At 64.5% G+C, this 16,375-nt stretch carries 14 protein-coding genes; 13 read left to right on the forward strand and 1 reads right to left on the reverse strand.

What is annotated here, in order from left to right; translation table 11 throughout:
* Window positions 1-9 precede the first annotated feature (9 nt).
* Genes HT136_RS15235 through HT136_RS15275 form a run of 9 tightly spaced genes read left to right on the forward strand, consistent with a single transcriptional unit; the run spans window position 10 to window position 9,484 of the window.
* On the forward strand, window positions 10-627 hold the full coding sequence (locus HT136_RS15235) for an NADH-quinone oxidoreductase subunit J (protein WP_214200646.1): 618 nt from the start codon (window positions 10-12) through the stop codon (window positions 625-627).
* A complete protein-coding gene (nuoK, locus tag HT136_RS15240; RefSeq protein ID WP_214200647.1) occupies window positions 624-929 on the forward strand; it encodes an NADH-quinone oxidoreductase subunit NuoK in 306 nt (101 codons plus the stop codon). Before HT136_RS15235 ends, nuoK begins: the two co-directional genes overlap by 4 nt.
* Before the next feature lie 4 nt (window positions 930-933).
* Window positions 934-2,973, forward strand: coding sequence for an NADH-quinone oxidoreductase subunit L (gene nuoL, locus HT136_RS15245; protein WP_214200648.1), 2,040 nt, complete (start codon window positions 934-936; stop codon window positions 2,971-2,973).
* Between the two features lie 4 nt (window positions 2,974-2,977).
* Window positions 2,978-4,513, forward strand: coding sequence for an NADH-quinone oxidoreductase subunit M (locus HT136_RS15250; protein ID WP_214200704.1), 1,536 nt, complete (start codon window positions 2,978-2,980; stop codon window positions 4,511-4,513).
* Window positions 4,513-5,976 (forward strand): NADH-quinone oxidoreductase subunit NuoN, encoded by a 1,464-nt coding sequence (gene nuoN, locus HT136_RS15255; protein ID WP_214200649.1) that lies wholly within the window; start codon window positions 4,513-4,515, stop codon window positions 5,974-5,976. Before HT136_RS15250 ends, nuoN begins: the two co-directional genes overlap by 1 nt.
* Window positions 5,977-5,989: 13 nt before the next feature.
* Entirely contained in the window at window positions 5,990-6,712 is a 723-nt protein-coding gene (locus tag HT136_RS15260; RefSeq protein ID WP_214200650.1) for a biotin--[acetyl-CoA-carboxylase] ligase, read from the forward strand.
* A 17-nt stretch (window positions 6,713-6,729) separates the two neighbouring features.
* Complete coding sequence (locus tag HT136_RS15265) at window positions 6,730-7,509, forward strand: type III pantothenate kinase (RefSeq protein ID WP_214200651.1); 780 nt, start codon at window positions 6,730-6,732, stop codon at window positions 7,507-7,509.
* The gene (locus HT136_RS15270; RefSeq protein ID WP_214200652.1) at window positions 7,506-9,134 is read left to right on the forward strand and encodes a ribonuclease J; all 1,629 of its coding nucleotides are present in this window, start codon (window positions 7,506-7,508) and stop codon (window positions 9,132-9,134) included. The genes HT136_RS15265 and HT136_RS15270 overlap by 4 nt, the downstream gene beginning before the upstream one ends.
* 59 nt (window positions 9,135-9,193) lie before the next feature.
* On the forward strand, window positions 9,194-9,484 hold the full coding sequence (locus HT136_RS15275; protein ID WP_214200653.1) for a DUF1467 family protein: 291 nt from the start codon (window positions 9,194-9,196) through the stop codon (window positions 9,482-9,484).
* A 36-nt stretch (window positions 9,485-9,520) separates the two neighbouring features.
* On the opposite strand, the gene HT136_RS15280 is transcribed toward HT136_RS15275, so the two are convergent.
* A complete protein-coding gene (locus HT136_RS15280; protein ID WP_214200654.1) occupies window positions 9,521-12,292 on the reverse strand; it encodes a coiled-coil domain-containing protein in 2,772 nt (923 codons plus the stop codon).
* 69 nt (window positions 12,293-12,361) lie between these two features.
* Here HT136_RS15280 and HT136_RS15285 point away from each other — a divergent pair, with 69 nt between their 5' ends.
* From HT136_RS15285 to HT136_RS15300, 4 genes are all read left to right on the forward strand, one after another.
* The gene (locus tag HT136_RS15285; protein ID WP_214200655.1) at window positions 12,362-12,664 is read left to right on the forward strand and encodes an Hpt domain-containing protein; all 303 of its coding nucleotides are present in this window, start codon (window positions 12,362-12,364) and stop codon (window positions 12,662-12,664) included.
* A gap of 87 nt (window positions 12,665-12,751) precedes the next feature.
* A complete protein-coding gene (locus HT136_RS15290) occupies window positions 12,752-13,927 on the forward strand; it encodes a hypothetical protein (RefSeq protein ID WP_214200656.1) in 1,176 nt (391 codons plus the stop codon).
* A 41-nt stretch (window positions 13,928-13,968) separates the two neighbouring features.
* Window positions 13,969-14,931 (forward strand): hypothetical protein, encoded by a 963-nt coding sequence (locus tag HT136_RS15295; RefSeq protein WP_214200657.1) that lies wholly within the window; start codon window positions 13,969-13,971, stop codon window positions 14,929-14,931.
* A complete protein-coding gene (locus HT136_RS15300) occupies window positions 14,931-16,310 on the forward strand; it encodes a sensor histidine kinase (RefSeq protein ID WP_214200658.1) in 1,380 nt (459 codons plus the stop codon). The genes HT136_RS15295 and HT136_RS15300 overlap by 1 nt, the downstream gene beginning before the upstream one ends.
* Window positions 16,311-16,375 lie beyond the last annotated feature (65 nt).

Genomic DNA, 16,375 nt, shown 5'->3' on the forward strand with positions numbered 1-16,375 from the left:
CATGGTCTCATGATTCACGTAATAGCCTTCTATCTCTTCGCGGTGATGACCGTTGCGAGCGCAGCGATCACGATCCTGTCGCGCAATCCGGTCCACTCGGTGCTCTGGCTGATCCTGGCGTTCTTCAACGCCGCGGGCCTGATGGTCCTGACAGGGGCCGAGTTCATCGCGATGCTGCTTGTCATCGTCTACGTGGGCGCGGTGGCGGTCCTGTTCCTGTTCGTCGTCATGATGCTTGACATCGACTTCGCCGAACTGCGGGCCGGTTTCGTGCGCTACTTCCCGCTGGGTGCGCTCGTCGCGCTCGTGCTGCTGGCCGAAATGGTCCTCGGGATCGGCGCCTACCGCGTCGGTTCGATCCAGCTCGGGACGCCGGACGGCACCGCTGCGGTCGCCGAGGGTGTCTCGAACACCGCCGCGATCGGTGCGCTTCTCTACAGCCGCTACCTCTTCCTGTTCGAGGCGGCCGGCATCATCCTGCTTGTCGCGATGATCGGCGCGATCGTGCTGACCCACCGTCAGCGCAACGACACCCGCGGTCAGAAGATCAGCAAGCAGAACGCACGTCGTCCCGAAGAGGCGACGGTCAACGTCAAGCCCGAAGTGGGCAAGGGGGTAACGCTGTGATCGGCGTCGAACACTATGTCGTGGTGAGCTCGATACTCTTCGTGCTCGGCGTCCTCGGCATCTTCCTCAACCGCAAGAACGTCATCGTTCTGCTCATGGCGATCGAACTGATCCTGCTTGCGGTGAACATCAACCTCGTCGCGTTCAGCGCCTTCCTGGGCGACCTGACCGGTCAGATCTTCGCCATGTTCGTCCTGACCGTGGCGGCCGGTGAGGCTGCCGTGGGTCTCGCGATCCTCGTTATCTACTTCCGTGGCCGCGGCTCCATCGCCGTCGACGACGTCAACCGGATGAAGGGATAAGGCCGTGCACCCGATCCTGATCATCGTATTCCTGCCGCTTCTGGCAGCGATCATCACCGGCCTTGGCAACAAGGACCTGGGCGCGATGCCGGCCAAGCTCATCACCACGCTGGGCCTGTTCGTCTCGGCCGCCCTGTCCTGGTCGGTCTTCATCCCCTACCTCACCGGTTCGGCGACCCCCGAAGTAGTCCCGGTCCTCAAGTGGGTAGCCTCGGGCAGCTTCGCGTTTGACTGGGCTCTGCGCGTCGACACGCTGACGGCGGTCATGCTGGTGGTTGTGACCTCGGTCTCCTCGCTCGTGCACCTCTACTCGTGGGGGTACATGGACGACGAGCCGGACAAGCCGCGCTTCTTCGCCTACCTGTCGCTCTTCACCTTCATGATGCTCATGCTGGTGACCGCCGACAACCTCGTGCAGATGTTCTTCGGTTGGGAAGGCGTGGGCCTCGCCTCGTACCTCCTCATCGGCTTCTACCTGCGCAAGCCTTCGGCCGGCGCGGCAGCGATCAAGGCCTTCGTCGTCAATCGCGTGGGTGACCTTGGCTTCATGCTCGGCATCTTTGCGACCTACCTCGTGTTCGGCACCGTCTCGATCCCCGCGATCCTCGACGCCGTTCCCGGTGTGGCCGGTTCGACGATCGGCTTCCTCGGCCTGCGCGCCGACACGATGACCGTGATCACGCTGCTGCTGTTCGTGGGCGCTATGGGCAAGTCGGCCCAGCTGGGCCTCCACACCTGGCTTCCCGACGCGATGGAAGGCCCGACCCCGGTTTCGGCTCTCATCCACGCCGCGACCATGGTCACCGCCGGCGTCTTCATGTGCTGCCGCCTCTCGCCGATGTTCGCCGCGTCCGAGACGACGATGACCGTGATTACGTTCATCGGCGCCGCGACCTGCTTCTTCGCCGCGACGGTGGGCTGCACTCAGTGGGACATCAAGCGCGTGATCGCCTACTCGACCTGTTCGCAGCTGGGCTACATGTTCTTCGCGATCGGTGTCGGCGCCTTCGGCTCGGCGATGTTCCACCTCTTTACCCACGCCTTCTTCAAGGCCCTGCTGTTCCTCTGCGCCGGTTCGGTCATCCACGCGATGCACCACGAGCAGGACATGCGGTTCTACGGCAACCTTCGCAAGAAGATCCCGGTGACCTTCGTCGCTATGACGCTGGGCACCCTCGCGATCACCGGCGTCGGCCTCTTCGGCTTCGGTTTCGCGGGCTACTTCTCGAAGGACTCGATCATCGAGGCCGCTTACATGAGCGGCACCAAGATGGGCCTGTTCGCCTACTGGATGGGTATTGCCGCCGCTCTGATGACGAGCTTCTACTCGTGGCGCCTGGTGTTCCTCACCTTCTTCGGCAAGCCGCGTTGGGCCGGTTCGGAGCACATCCAGCACGCCGTCCACGACGCGCACGGTCACGGTGATCACGGCCACGGCCATGACGACCATGCCCATGGCCACGACGATCACGGCGACGGCACGGCGGGTTACCACCCGCACGAGAGCCCGCTGGTCATGACCATTCCGCTGATCGTTCTGTCGGTGGGTGCCGTCCTCGCGGGCGCGGTGTTCCAGCACTACTTCGTCAGCGAAGGCGAGGGCGCGTTCTGGATGAACGGTCTGGTGTTCCACGAGCACCTGATCCACGCGATGCACTCGATCTCGGGTGTCGCCAAGTACATGCCCTTCATCGTCATGCTGATCGGCCTGGTCATCGCCTGGTACGGCTACATCAAGAACACGTCGTTCCCCGCCAAGGTCGTCGAGCAGATCGGTCCGGTCTACACCTTCGTCTACCGTAAGTGGATGTTCGACGAGCTCTACAACGTCCTGTTCGTCAAGGGCGCCTTCAAGTTCGGCAAGCTGTTCTGGAAGGTCCTCGACATCGGGATTATCGACCGGTTCGGACCGGATGGTGCGGCCTGGGTCGTGTCGAAGGGTTCGACTTACGCGCAGAAGGTCCAGACGGGCTACCTGTATAGCTACGCTCTTGTCATGCTGCTGGGCCTTGTCGGCGCCATCAGCTGGGTGATCGCGGGATAAGATGATGAGTGGTTTTCCGATCCTCAGCCTGATGCTCCTGGTGCCGCTTGCGGCGGCACTGGTGTGTCTTTTCCTTGAAGCCAAGGCGGCGCGCTGGCTCGCGCTGGCCGCTACGCTGGTGGACCTCGCCCTGGGTGTCGTCCTGTGGCTCAACTTCGATGTGGGCGGTGCCCAGTGGCAATTCCAGGAGAGCCATGCGCTCTTCGCGGGGTTCAAGTACGCCCTGGGTATCGACGGCATTGCTCTCCTCCTGATCATGCTCTCCGTCTTCCTCATGCCGATCTGCATCGGTGCGAGCTGGAAGTCGGTCGAGAAGCGGGTGGGTGAGTACATGGCCGCGTTCTTGCTCGTCGAGACGCTCATGATCGGCGTCTTCGCGGCGCAGGACCTGTTCCTGTTCTACATCTTCTTCGAAGCCGGCCTGATCCCGATGTACCTCATCATCGGCATCTGGGGTGGTGCGGACCGTATCTACGCCTCCTACAAGTTCTTCCTCTACACGCTGCTCGGCTCGGTCCTGATGCTGATTGCGATGATGTGGATGGTGAACACGGCGGGCACGACCGACATCCCCACGCTCATGGTCTACGACTTCCCGGCGCAGGCGCAGACCTGGCTCTGGCTGGCCTTCTTCGCGAGCTTCGCGGTGAAGATGCCGATGTGGCCGGTCCACACCTGGCTTCCTGCCGCGCACGTCCAGGCCCCGACCGCTGGTTCGGTCATCCTCGCGGGCGTGCTCCTGAAGATGGGCGGCTACGGCTTCATCCGCTTCTCGCTCCCGATGTTCCCCGAAGCCTCGGCGTACTTCGCGCCGCTGATCTGGGGCCTGTCGATGGCCGCCGTCGTCATCACCTCGCTCATCGCGCTGGTGCAGGACGACATGAAGAAGCTGATCGCCTACTCGTCGGTCGCGCACATGGCGATCGTGACGGTCGGTCTCTTCGCCTTCAACACTCAGGGTCTCGAGGGCTCGATGCTGGTCATGCTCAGCCATGGTCTCGTCTCGGGCGCGCTGTTCCTGTGCGTGGGCATCATCTACGAGCGCCTGCACACCCGTGAGATCAGCCGCTACGGCGGTCTTGCCATCAACATGCCGCGTTACTCGCTGTTCTTCCTGCTCTTCACGATGGCCTCGATCGGCCTTCCGGGCACCAGCGGTTTCGTCGGCGAGTTCCTGAGCCTTGCGGGCATCTACCAGGCATCGAGCTGGGCAGCCTTCATCTGCACCACCGGTATCATCCTGGGCGCCGCCTACATGCTCTACCTTTATCGCCGGGTGGTCTTTGGCCCCCAGAACAATGCCGATGCCGCCGCCATGCCGGACCTGGACGCACGCGAGATCCTGATGGTTCTCGTCCTGGGTCTCTCGGTCCTTTGGATGGGCGTCTATCCCGAGAGCTTCATGGCTCCGATGCGCAGCGACATTGCCGCGCTCGAAGCCCGGATCGCCCGTGCGGCGCCCGAAGGTGACGCGAAGGTAACGGCAGGACATGCTAAGCCTGCGCACGAAGACGTCTCTGCGCATGAGGGGGCACACTGATGGACTGGTCGCAGTCGCTGCGCCTGATCGCGCCGGAAGAAACAATCACCGTTGCAGGTCTGGTTCTGCTCCTTGTCGCCGCCTGGGGCGGTGACAAGGCGAGCCGCCTCATTTCCATCCTGGCCTCTGTCGTCCTCGTGGGCGCCATGGTTCTTGTCGCACCGGCCCTTTGCGGCCAGGCGATGGGGCCCGAGACTTCGGCCTTCTTCGGCCAATTCAAGGCTGATGCCTTCGCGAGTTTCGCCAAGATCCTGATCTACGGCTCGGCCGTGATCACCTTGATGCTCGCGCCGCGCTATTTCGAGCGTTTCAATTCGATGCGCGCGGAATTCCCGCTCCTGGTCATGTTCGCGTCGGTCGGCATGGGCATGATGGTTTCGGCGACCGATCTCCTGACGCTCTACATCGGGCTCGAGATGATGTCGCTCGCCTCCTACGTGATGGCTGCCATCCTGCGCAACGACGGGCGCTCGGCCGAAGCGGGCCTCAAGTACTTCGTGCTGGGCTCGCTGGCTTCGGGCATCCTGCTCTTCGGCATGAGCCTGACTTACGGCTTTGCCGGCTCGACCTCGTTCGCCGGCATCAGCGCGGGCGTGTCGGGTGGTCTCTCGAACGGGGCGCTGTTCGGAATCGTCTTCATGCTGGCTGGGCTTGCTTTCAAGATCAGTGCGGTGCCGTTCCACATGTGGACGCCCGACGTCTACGAAGGCGCACCGACGCCGGTCACGACGTTCTTCGCGACCGCGCCCAAGGTGGCGGGCCTCGGCCTCATCATGCGCGTTCTGCTCGATGCCTTTGGCGACCAGGCTGCCGCCTGGCAGCAGATCATCGTGTTCATCTCGCTGGCCTCGATCGTGGTCGGTGCGCTGGGTGCGATTGGCCAGAAGAACATCAAGCGCCTGATGGCCTATTCTTCGATCAACAACGTCGGCTTCATCCTCGTTGGTCTGGCGACCGCGACGCAGGCCGGTGCTTCGGGCATGCTGGTCTACGTCACGATCTATGTCGCGATGTCGGTTGCCGGTTTCACCGCGATCCTGATGCTCAAGGACGAGAACGGCAACTACGTCGAGGACGTTCCGATGCTTGCGGGGCTCTCGCGGACCCGTCCGGCTATCGCGCTGGCGCTCGCTACGGTAATGTTCAGCCTTGCCGGTATCCCGCCGCTGTTCGGTTTCTGGGGCAAGTTCGTGGTCTTCCAGGCCGCGGTTCAGGCCGACATGCTTCCGCTCGCGTTCCTGGGCATCGCCGCCTCGGTCATCGGTGCCTTCTACTACCTCAAGGTCGTCAAGGTCATGTACTTCGACGAACCCGCCGACGTGGTGAAGGGCGAGAGCGACATCTGGCACAAGGCGATCCTGACCATTGCCTGTGTTTTCATCTCGCCGCTCGGCTACCTGCTGACCTCGTGGCTGGGTGATACCGCGAACAAGGCGACCACCGCTCTGTTCGCAGCGCTCTGAGCCGTATCCGGCCTTGATCCGGTACGTTGAGGAAACCGGGTCGACCAACCAGGATCTGGTCGACCGGTTGAAGCATGCAGATTACGTCCCCGAGGGCGATTGGCTTGTCGCCGATCGCCAGTCTCGGGGACGGGGTCGTTTGGGGCGGGACTGGTTCGACGGTTCGGGCAACTTCATGGGCTCCACCGTCGTGCGTTGCGCGCCAGGGCAGCCGAGCCCCGCCACGCTCGCCTTCGTCGTCGGCCTTGCGGTCCACGATGCGGTCCAGGCCTTTCTTCCGGCGGGGAGCGGCCTGCGCTTGAAATGGCCCAACGATCTGCTTCTGGACGGCGCGAAGCTTTCGGGTGTCCTGCTCGAAATGATCCGCGACACGGTTGTTGTCGGCGTGGGCGTCAACCTGAAGGTTGCGCCCGATGTGCCAGATCGGCGGACCGTCAGTCTCGAGGAGCGGGGCATTACGGTCGATCGCGATGCATTCGCGGAGAAGTTGGCCGCGTCGCTGGATCGCGAACTCGAACGCTGGCGCGGGGCTGGACTTGCCCCACTGCTGCGCCGCTGGCAAAGTGCCGCGCATCCCGAGGGAACGCCCTTGCAGGTGCATCCGCCCGGAGAGCCTCCCGTGACGGGCACGTTCGCCGGCCTTTCTTCGGAAGGCAGCTTGCGGCTGCGCGTCGCGGACGGGACAGTTCGCCTGATCCATGCCGGTGATGTATTCCTGCCCGATGCCCCGGGTTGAACGAGAGGTTGGCTGTCATGCTACTTGCCATTGATGCCGGAAACACCAATGTCGTGTTCGCTCTGTTCGAGGGCCGCACGGTGCGCGGACGCTGGCGGATCGCCACGGACCCCCGGCGCACGGGCGATGAATACGCCGTGTGGTTGATGCAATTGCTTGCGATCCGGGGAATTGATCGAGCCGAGATCGATGCCATCATCATCTCGACTGTCGTTCCGCGCGCGCTCCACAACCTGGAAATTCTGTGCCGCCACTATTTCGACGTCGAGCCGCTCGTGGCGGGTGTCGGAAAGGCGGATTACGCCATAGACATCGACGTGGATGAACCGCGTTCGCTCGGTGCAGACCGGGCAGTGAATGCGATCGGCGCGCACGCCAAGTACGAGGGCGACCTGATCGTGGTCGATTTCGGCACGGCGACGACGTTCGACGTCGTTGATTTCAACGGTGCCTACAAGGGCGGCATCATCGCGCCCGGCATCAATCTTTCGCTCGATGCCCTCGTCGGCAACACGGCCAAGCTCCCGCGCATCGCGATCGCCGTGCCGGAGACAACTTCGGTCATCGGTCGCAATACCGAAGACCAGATGCTGATCGGCGTCTTCTGGGGCTATGTGGCGATGATGGAAGGCCTGATCGCGCGGATGCGCGCCGAAATCGGGCGTCCGGCCAAGGTCATCGCGACCGGCGGTCTGGCCGTCCTGTTCGACAAGGCGAGCGACATTTTTGATGCCGTGGAAGCCGACCTCACGCTCGAGGGACTGGCGATACTGGCAGAGAGGGCTTTGAATACGTGATTCCCGGTAAGGAACTGATTTTCTGCGCGCTTGGCGGCTCAGGCGAGATTGGCATGAACGTCAATCTCTACGGCTGCCACGGCAAGTGGTTGATGGTCGATCTTGGCATGACCTTCGGCATGAACGAGTATCCGGGGATCGATCTCGTCTTCGCCGACCTCGAGTTCATCGAGGCCGAGCGGGAGAACCTGCTGGGCATCGTGCTGACCCACGCGCACGAAGACCATATCGGGGCCGTGCCCTATTTCGCACAGGACCTGGGCGTGCCGATCTACGCGACGCCGTTCACGGCCAAGCTCGTCGCGGCCAAGCTCGAGGAAGCGGGTATCCTGGGCGAGATCGAACTGATCGTCGTCGAGGATCTCGAAAGGTTCGAACTCGGGCCCTTCGGAATTCGCTACGTCCCGCTCGCGCATTCGATCGCGGAAGGCAATGCGCTCGTGATCGAGACGCCGTACGGGCGGATCTTCCACACCGGCGACTGGAAGCTGGACGACGATCCGCAAGTCGGCGTGCCAGCGACCGAAGAGGAACTGCGCGCGATCGGCGACGAAGGCGTTCTCGCGCTGGTCTGCGATTCCACGAACGTCTTCAATCCTTCGGCATCCGGTTCGGAAGGGGCGGTCTTCGAAGGCCTGCTCGAGGAAGTCTCGCGCCATGAGGGCCGCCGCGTGCTGGTGACGACGTTCGCCTCGAACGTGGCGCGTCTCCAGACGCTGGGCGAGGTCGCGTTGCGCACCGGGCGCCAGCTCTGTGTCGCGGGCCGTTCGCTCGACCGGATCATCGGCGTCGCCAAGGCCTGCGGCTACCTGCCGAACTTCCCCGAGGTGATCGATGCCGACGAGGCGATGGACCTGCCGCGCGACGATGTGCTGATCATCGCCACGGGCGGGCAGGGCGAGGCGAGGGCGGCTTTGGCCCGCATTGCCGAAGGCAACCACGCGATCAAACTTGAACGGGGCGACGTGGTGCTGTTCTCGAGCCGCCAGATTCCCGGCAACGAAATTCCCATCGGTCGCATCCAGAACCGTCTTGCCGAGGCGGGCGTGCGGGTCGTGACCGATCGCCAGAGCCTGATCCACGTTTCGGGGCACCCCGGGCGTCCCGAACTCGAAGCGCTCTATAGCTGGCTGCGACCGCAGATCCTGATGCCGGTCCATGGCGAAGTGCGGCACATGAAGGAGCAGGCAGCGCTTGGCCGTTCCTGCGGAATTCCCAAGTCCGTCTTCCAGAAGAACGGCGATCTGGTCCGCCTCGCCCCTGGAAATCCGGGCAAGTTCGGTGAGGCTCGAGCCGGACGGCTGATCCTCGATGGTGACATCATCGCTCCGGCCGACGGGGAATCGATGGTCATGCGCCGGCGTATTTCGTTCCAGGGTGTTGTTTCGGTGGCCGCCACGCGCGAGGGGCAGGTAAAGGTGGGCGCGATCGGCCTGCCGCTCGACGAGGACTACGCCGATTTCGTCGCCGAAGCCGAGGAAGATGTCCGCCAGGCGCTGCGCCGCACGGTCAAGGCTAGCCCGGATGACCGGCACGAGGCGGTGCGTCTCGCGGCCCGGCGCGCGGCGACGCGCTGGTCGGGCAAGAAGCCGCAGGTCCAGGTGCTGCTGATCGACAACGAATGATACCGGCCGATGCCGGCAGACCCGCGAGGAGGCGGGCGGGCTAAGGAGAGGATGCCGAAATGCAATGGACGTCGCTTGTCGCGATCTTTGGACTGTTCTGGGTCCTAGGCGCCCTGGTGGCGCTGCCGATCGGTCTGCGAACTCCCGACGAGGTGTCGGGGCATCAAGTTGAGCCTGGCCACGCCGATTCCGCGCCGGTCAATTTTCGTCCAAAGAAAGTCGTTTTTCGAGCGACGGTAATGGCGGCCGTATTGACCGGGCTGTTCTACCTGAACTGGATGAATGGCTGGGTTACCCGCGACCAGCTCAACATCTTCGGCGATCCCCCGGTGAAGGATCTGGGTTACTGACCACCGGAGCGCTCCGGTGGTCGGTGCCGGGCTGCCTTAATTGCGCAGGCGTTCGATGCCCTGTGCCAGCGCGACGTAGAGCTTGCCCATGTCGGACGAGAGCAGGGTGACGCCCATGGCGTTGCCGTCGCGGGTCGAGAGGACCTGGCGCAGCAGCGACTCGAAGTCATGGATGTAGCGGCTCACATGTTCACGAAAGGCGTCGTCGCGCTCGAAGGTCTGATGGATTGCCTTGGCATCGCTGGCATCGATCAGGTTGACGGCGCGGCGGGTGAAGATGCCGCGGTCGCCCCGCAGATAGGATGCCCAGGCCGTATCGGAGACTTCGCTCGACAGGGCGGCGGCGATGTCGATCGCGTTCGAGTTGAGCGACTCGGTGATGAGCGCGGCGCGGCGGGCGAAGTCGTTGTTGACTTGTTCGCTGGCGCGTTCGCGGGCTTCGTCGAGGCGCGTCTCCAGATTGGCGACGAGTTCGGTGACCTTTTCCATCTGCTCGCGCAACTGGACGGTTGCCTCGCGGCTGACCCCCGAGGCATGGGCGACGGCTTGTTCGAGCTGTCCGGAAATCTCCGCGACGGTTGTGCGCATGGCTTTGTCGATGGCCTTGCCGCTGGTGTCTCCAAGCGATTGGGAAACCGCATCCACGCGCGCGGGCGCGTCGGTTTCGATCGCGCAGATCGCTTCGTCGAGGGAGCTTCGCAAGGTCTGGACGGCGGTGCTCAGTTCGCCTTGTGCACGATCCGAGTTCTGGAGAAGAGCGCTCTCGATGTCCTGTAGCGTTGCCCGCAGCCGGGCGAAGTGTTCGGCATGTTCCTCGCCGCGCTGGGTGATCGCGTGCTGCGTGGACGTGAGTTGATCGTTGAGCCCGGCGAGGCTTGCGCTCGAGGTCTCCAGCGAACCCGACAGGGCATAACCGTTGACGGCGGCGTCCTCGAGTTTGGCGCGGACCTCGTTGATACCGGCGTCGAGCCGGATCAACCGGTCTTCCGAAACGGAAATGGCTTCGGGGAGCTCGCCATGGGCGAGGTGCGATCCGGCACGAAGCAGGTCGAGCAGGCGCAGGCTGTCCTCGGTGAGCTTGGCGACATCGGTGTCGGCCGAGGCCAGGGATGCCCGGCTCGAGGCAAGGTTGTCACTGAGCGCGCGCAGCGACGTGGCGAGGCGGTTCTCGGTGTCGCCGCTCTGGGTCGCGATCGATCGAAGGCGGGCGTCGAAATGCTCGAGTTCAGCCGTCACCGCACGCGCGCGCTCGCTCAAGCCATCGGCCTGGTGGCGATGGCGCTCGAGGCGCTCGGCGATCGCGGCATCGAGCTCGCCCAGCATGTGTTCGATACGTGCCAGTGCGTGGCGTTCCTGTTCAACCTGACGGGTCTGCCGTTCCTGTGCCGTGGAGGCGAATTGCGCGTCACGCTCACGCAGGCGCGCATCGACGTCTTCGGCCTGGGCGGAGATCGCGGAAAGGCGTTCACCGAGAAGGCGCAGCGCGGCGTCCTGGCTGGCGCTGATACGCTCTTCGGTCGAGCCGATGTCGCTACGAAGCGCGGAGGCTCGCTGGCCGAGTTGCGCCATCGCGTTGTCGTGGGCGGCGGAGAGCTCGGCCTGGGCGCCTTGCTGTTCGTCGCGCAGCGCCGCGAAGTTCGCGCGAACCTCGTTCCCGGCGATCTGCTGCGCCTCGGCGATGCTGCGGGCGACCACGCCGCATTCCTCGCGCAGAGCCGAAAGGCGCGCGCGCAATGACGTCAGGCTGCTGGCTTCGTTCTCGTCCAGTTGCTCGCGGGTCTGGTTGATTTCGCCTTGCAATGCGTTGGCGCGCGTGCGGATCGAGGCAAGGGCCTGGACTTCGTGGCGTTCAAGTTCGGTGCGGAATTGCTCGCCCTGCTCGGCGAGTGCGGCAAAGCGCTTGCGCGCCAGGACTTCCAGGTCTTCGCACTGCCCGGCGAACTGCGCGAGCGCCGCGTCGACGGATGTGCGCACCGATGCGATCTGGCGCTCGTTGGCCTGGCCGAATTCGTTCAGCCGATGGAAGCCACTGATCATTTCCTCCAGTTGGCCATGCGCCATGCGCCCGGCGTTCGCGATGTTGCTGGTGACGTCCTTGGCCGAACTGGCGATGACCGGCAGTTGCCCGCGCAGACGTTCCATGTTGTCGAGCGCGGTGCTGCTCACGCTGGCGATCGTCTCGACCCGGCCGTTGTTCTCGAGGACGAGTTCCTGCAATCGCTGGGCGTTCGTCGAAAGCCGCTCGGTGGCGAGCCGGCCCAGCGATTCGAGGTCGCGGGCCTGCGCTGCTACGAATTCGCGCGCCAGGCTGAGCTCGCGGTTGACGCTGACCAGGCGTTGCTCGAGGTTCGCGCTTTCGTGCGACAGTGTGCGCGCGACATCGCCGAAACGTTTGCCCTCACGTGCGGAATGCCGCAGCGCCAGTAGCCAGACGAGGCCGACAAGAAGCAGCGGGACGCACCATTGGGTCACGAGCGCGGGAACATCGGAAAACGCGATGCCGGCCTTGAGTGCGGGCCACTGGGAGGCGACGAAAAGTCCACTCCAGCCCAGCGCCGTGATGCCTGCAAGCATGGGCACAAGCCAGGCCCGCGATGCGTCGGGATCCCATTCGGGCTCCGCCGAAGCATTCCCCGAGACCCAGGCCATATCCCAATCGCCTTCGCTCTCGGCGTCCTTTTCGCCGTTCGTCGAGAGGGCGTCGCGCAGCCGGGTTTCCTCGGTGCCTTGCGCGTTGGTGCCATGCGCATTGGTGGCGTCCTCGGCGGGTGTGCCGCCGAACGATATGATCCTGCTATCCCCAGACATGGTGGGAGGATACCACGACGGGGGGCTCAGGAAACCCCGGATTAAGACTTGGTCTCGTAAGCTGGGGATATGGCGTACGAGGCTGGAGCTTTCGAGGCGACGTTCGCGGCGGCTGCAGGGGGCGACCCCCAATTGCTTGCCGAGCTTCGCGAGGCGTACCGCGAGAGCGTGGTGCGCCAGATCGATCTGCTCGTTCGCGCGCGCTGCGATGGGAATTGGGAACTGGCCGCGACGCGGCTGCGAGGTCTTGCCGCCAGCTTTCATTCCGGGGAATTGCTGGGTCTTGCCGAGGATGCCCTTGCCAGTGCCCCGGGAGAGCCGAGGGTCATTCGCCGTCTTTGTGCCTATATCGACGCCTTTCCGAAGAGTTGAGCGCGCCGGCGCTTGGCACGTGGCGGCGTGCGCCCTAGATAGGGGCTCGTCGGTGGAGTGAATGATCTGCGAATAGCCTTGATATCGATGACGGAGCCTGCCGTCGCCGGACAGCCGTACCCGCGTGCGGCCCTGCGTGTGGCGGGAGCGAGCCTGGCGCAGCATCAGCTCGGGCTCGCGCTGGCACTCAAGTGCCATCGCATCATCTGTCTTGCGCGCGAGGTCTCGCCCGAAGTGATCGCGGTCCAGCGACTTGCCGAAGACGCGGGCGTTCAGTTCTACATTGCCTCGGGGCCGCGCCAGGTCTGCGCCCAGGTCAACGCCTGCGACGATTTCATCATGATCACCGAGGGACTCTTCGCCGATCCGGCGGGCGTGGTGCCGATGGTCGAGGCGGCAAGCAACGTCGTCCTCGTCCAGCCCGTCGAAGGAGCGCAGACGGCGGGCTTCGAGCGCATCGACCTCAATCGCTGCGCCGCCGGACTTGCGCGTTTGCCGGGAAGCCTGGTGGAGCGCCTTTGCGAAGTCCCCGACGAATCCGACACCATCTCGATCCTCACCCGCATTGCATTGCAATCGCGCGCGGAAATGCGTGAGGTTCCCGCCACGTTTCGTACCGGAGTTTCCTGGCGTCTCATCCGCAGCGAGGCCGAGGCCATCGAGATCGAACGGGAATGGCTGAACCAACAGTTCACCGGGCCGGGGCTTCATTCGCCCGGCCGCCTGCTTGCGCAATATGGTGCGCTGGCCTTCGGCGCTTCACTGCTCCAAGTGGGGCGCGCAAGCAACGTCATCAGCGTCGCGGTCGTCGCGCTCCTGGCACTGGCGGCCTTCCTGGCCTGGCTGGGCGTGACGGTTCCGGGCTTTGTGTGCGCCGGCGTGGCGTGGATCATGATCGAGGCCGGCCGACGCCTGCGGGCGGCTGAAAGGCGGCCCCTGGGGGTACTCGTCCCGGCGATCGAGAGAGCCGATGCGATGATCTGGCTGGTCGACCTGGCGCTGGTCGGGCTGGTGCTCGCGGCCACCGCTGCCATTCCCGGACAGAGCGTGCTGACGTGGTTCTTTGCGCCGGTGACGCTGTTTCTGTTGCTGACGCTGGCCCCGCGCACGCTCGATGCCCGGACGGCGGCCTGGATTGGCGATAGGGCGGTGCTGGCACTCGTGCTCGCGGTGGCGACGGTCTTCGGGCAGGTCCTGACGGTCGTCCAGGTCGTCGCCTTGCTGATTCTCGTGGCCCAACTTCTTCTTGTGAAGCGCCCTTAGATATAACCTCGATTTAACCAAGGCCGGTTTAGGCAGGCGGGATGAACGATCAGGTTTCACACACGGACAGTGCCCGTCAGGTCGAACGCCTCATGGGCGAGGAACTATCCCGTGGAGACGCGTCCGCGCAAACCGTTCTGCCGATCCTGAGGCACCTGATTTCCGCTGAGGACAATTCGGTGTTCAGCGACGAGATACTCGCCCGGGTGCGCGGGATGCTGAACGACCTCGCCGCCCAGTTGCTGGAAGCCCTGCGCGATCATACAGGCGAGCGGGCGGCCGATGAAGAGGCTCACGGCCAGTCGGCAAGCCTCGCGCAGGCCTTCATCGATAATCCCGAGTTGCTTGCCCATGTGCACGCCCTCGCGCTCGAATGGCAATTGTCCGAGCGTTTGCAGGCGCGCCTGGCACTCGATCCCGTGGTCTCGCCTCTGCTCCAGGCCCTCATCGCGTCGTCGGACCAGGCGACGCAGGACACCGCGATGCGGTTTCTCGCGGCCCAGGCGCGCTGGTGCCAGGCCCAGCGTCGCATGCGCTTGCCGCTTGGCGAGCTGCCCGGCGAACTGCTTCACGCGGCCTTGATGACCCTTCGCGTACTGCGCATCGAGGATCGCGCGTTCCTCGACAGGTGCGCGCAGGTCGAAAGCGAAATTCGCGCGCGCTACGATGAAGGCGCCTCACGGCTTGGCCTTGCCTCGCACCTCCTCTTCACCTTGGGGGGAGGGGCCCAGGCCGCCCTTTCGGTCGCCAGCGCCGGGCCCGCGCTTTTCCTCAGCGCTTTGGGGTTGGCCTCGGGGCAGGACCGCGATCTCGTGGTCTATTCGACCCACGAGAGCCAGATGGCGCGTTTCGCGCTCGCGCTGCGAGCCTCGGGGCTCAAGGGTAATGCGGTCGAACAGGAATTCCTGGCGATACATCCCGAAGTTCTTTTGCCCGAAGGGTTCGGGGCGATCGGTGTCGATCGGGCGGCGGCGCTGCTCAACGCCGGGTACGGCGCGAACTGATGCGCTCCGATGGCACCATTCTCGCCCGCGGCTTGAGCGATGGAGAGGATTTCCTGCTGAGCGCCGACGAACCGCTCGCGGGATTGCACTTGCGGTGCGGGGGCCAGTTGCCCGGCCCGATCGCGGTTCCCGAATTGCTCGAACTCGTACGCAAGGCACGGCGCTATGGTTTTCGCCTGGCGCGTGCGGTTTCGGCGCAGGACGGATCCGAGATCGTCACGGCCTGGGTCGAAGCCGAGCCGCGCGACGGTTCGCAAGGATGTGAAATTCGTGTTCGCAACTGGCGAAGCGCTCCCCAGCCGGCCGAGGACTCGACGGCCAGCGAGGCGCGGCGTGCCACGACCGACCGGCATCTGGCGGAACTTTCGGCCCGGCTCGATGCTGGCCAGCGGGTTCTCGCAGTGGAGACCGACAATCCCGAATTGGGAGGCATCGCCGCGGCGATGGAAGCGGGCATCGGCCGGCCTTGGACTGACTTCCTTCCCCCCGAGAATGTGACCCATCAACAGCCGCTGCACTGGAGGTTGCTGGATGGCACGCGCGTGATCGTCGCCGGTTCAACGCGGACCTTCCAGGTCCGGCTTATTCCCGCGATGCAACCCGGTTTCGATCCGGCGGGCTTCGAATTGCTGCTGCTCTCGGACGAGCCGCCGCCACGGCTTGGCCCAGTTGGCGCGGGCGCCTTGCCGACGAACCGGCGCGGCCTCGTCGGGCAGGAGCTTGCGCCCGTGCTTCGCCAACCGATCTCGCGTATCATCGCCAATGCCGAGACGATCCGCACCCGCATGGCGGGGCCATTGCCCGACGCCTACGCGGGTTACGCGAGCGAGATTTCGAGCGCGGGCCGGCTCCTTCTCGATCTGCTCGACGATCTTTCCGATCTCGAAGTCGTCGAGGCACGCGATTTCCAGACCGCACCCGACCAGATCGACCTCGGCGAGGTATCCCGTCAGGCGGCGGGCATTCTGAACGTGCGCGCCCGTGAAAAGGCGATCACGCTGCTCGCTCCGGGGGCGGACGCCAGTCTCGGCGCAATTGCCGAGTTTCGCAGGGTTCTCCAGATCCTGCTCAACCTGATCGGCAATGCGATCCGCTATTCCCCGCATGGGTCGCGGATCTGGATCGATCTGGAGCGGGCTGGAGCGATGGTTCGCGTCGTGGTGCGTGATGAAGGGCCGGGCTTGACCAGCGACCAGCAGGCGCGGGTCTTTGACAAGTTCGAACGGCTTGGGCGCTTTGGTGACGGGGGATCGGGCCTCGGTCTGTTCATTTCCCGCCGTCTGGCGCGCGCGATGGGCGGCGATCTTACCGTTGAGAGCGCCGAAGGCGAGGGCGCCCGCTTTATCCTTACGGTCCCGGCCGACCCGGACGCAATCTAGCCGCACCGGCGCGATTTCGCGTGTCCGTCAGGCAGGTGAATGGCTCCGCCTTGGCGCGGGAGGAT

It is taken from the genome of Novosphingobium profundi (assembly GCF_018491765.1).
In the GTDB taxonomy this organism is placed as follows: domain Bacteria; phylum Pseudomonadota; class Alphaproteobacteria; order Sphingomonadales; family Sphingomonadaceae; genus Novosphingobium; species Novosphingobium profundi.

Excerpts from the sequence above, each read along its gene's own strand:
- HT136_RS15235 (WP_214200646.1), top strand. The coding sequence starts at position 10 with ATGATTCACGTAATAGCCTTCTATCTCTTCGCGGTGATGACCGTTGCG.
- HT136_RS15250 (WP_214200704.1), top strand. The coding sequence starts at position 2,978 with ATGAGTGGTTTTCCGATCCTCAGCCTGATGCTCCTGGTGCCGCTTGCG.
- nuoN (WP_214200649.1), top strand. The coding sequence starts at position 4,513 with ATGGACTGGTCGCAGTCGCTGCGCCTGATCGCGCCGGAAGAAACAATC.
- HT136_RS15265 (WP_214200651.1), top strand. The coding sequence starts at position 6,730 with ATGCTACTTGCCATTGATGCCGGAAACACCAATGTCGTGTTCGCTCTG.
- HT136_RS15275 (WP_214200653.1), top strand. The coding sequence starts at position 9,194 with ATGCAATGGACGTCGCTTGTCGCGATCTTTGGACTGTTCTGGGTCCTA.
- HT136_RS15280 (WP_214200654.1), bottom strand. The coding sequence starts at position 12,292 with ATGTCTGGGGATAGCAGGATCATATCGTTCGGCGGCACACCCGCCGAG.
- HT136_RS15285 (WP_214200655.1), top strand. The coding sequence starts at position 12,362 with ATGGCGTACGAGGCTGGAGCTTTCGAGGCGACGTTCGCGGCGGCTGCA.
- HT136_RS15290 (WP_214200656.1), top strand. The coding sequence starts at position 12,752 with ATGACGGAGCCTGCCGTCGCCGGACAGCCGTACCCGCGTGCGGCCCTG.
- HT136_RS15295 (WP_214200657.1), top strand. The coding sequence starts at position 13,969 with ATGAACGATCAGGTTTCACACACGGACAGTGCCCGTCAGGTCGAACGC.
- HT136_RS15300 (WP_214200658.1), top strand. The coding sequence starts at position 14,931 with ATGCGCTCCGATGGCACCATTCTCGCCCGCGGCTTGAGCGATGGAGAG.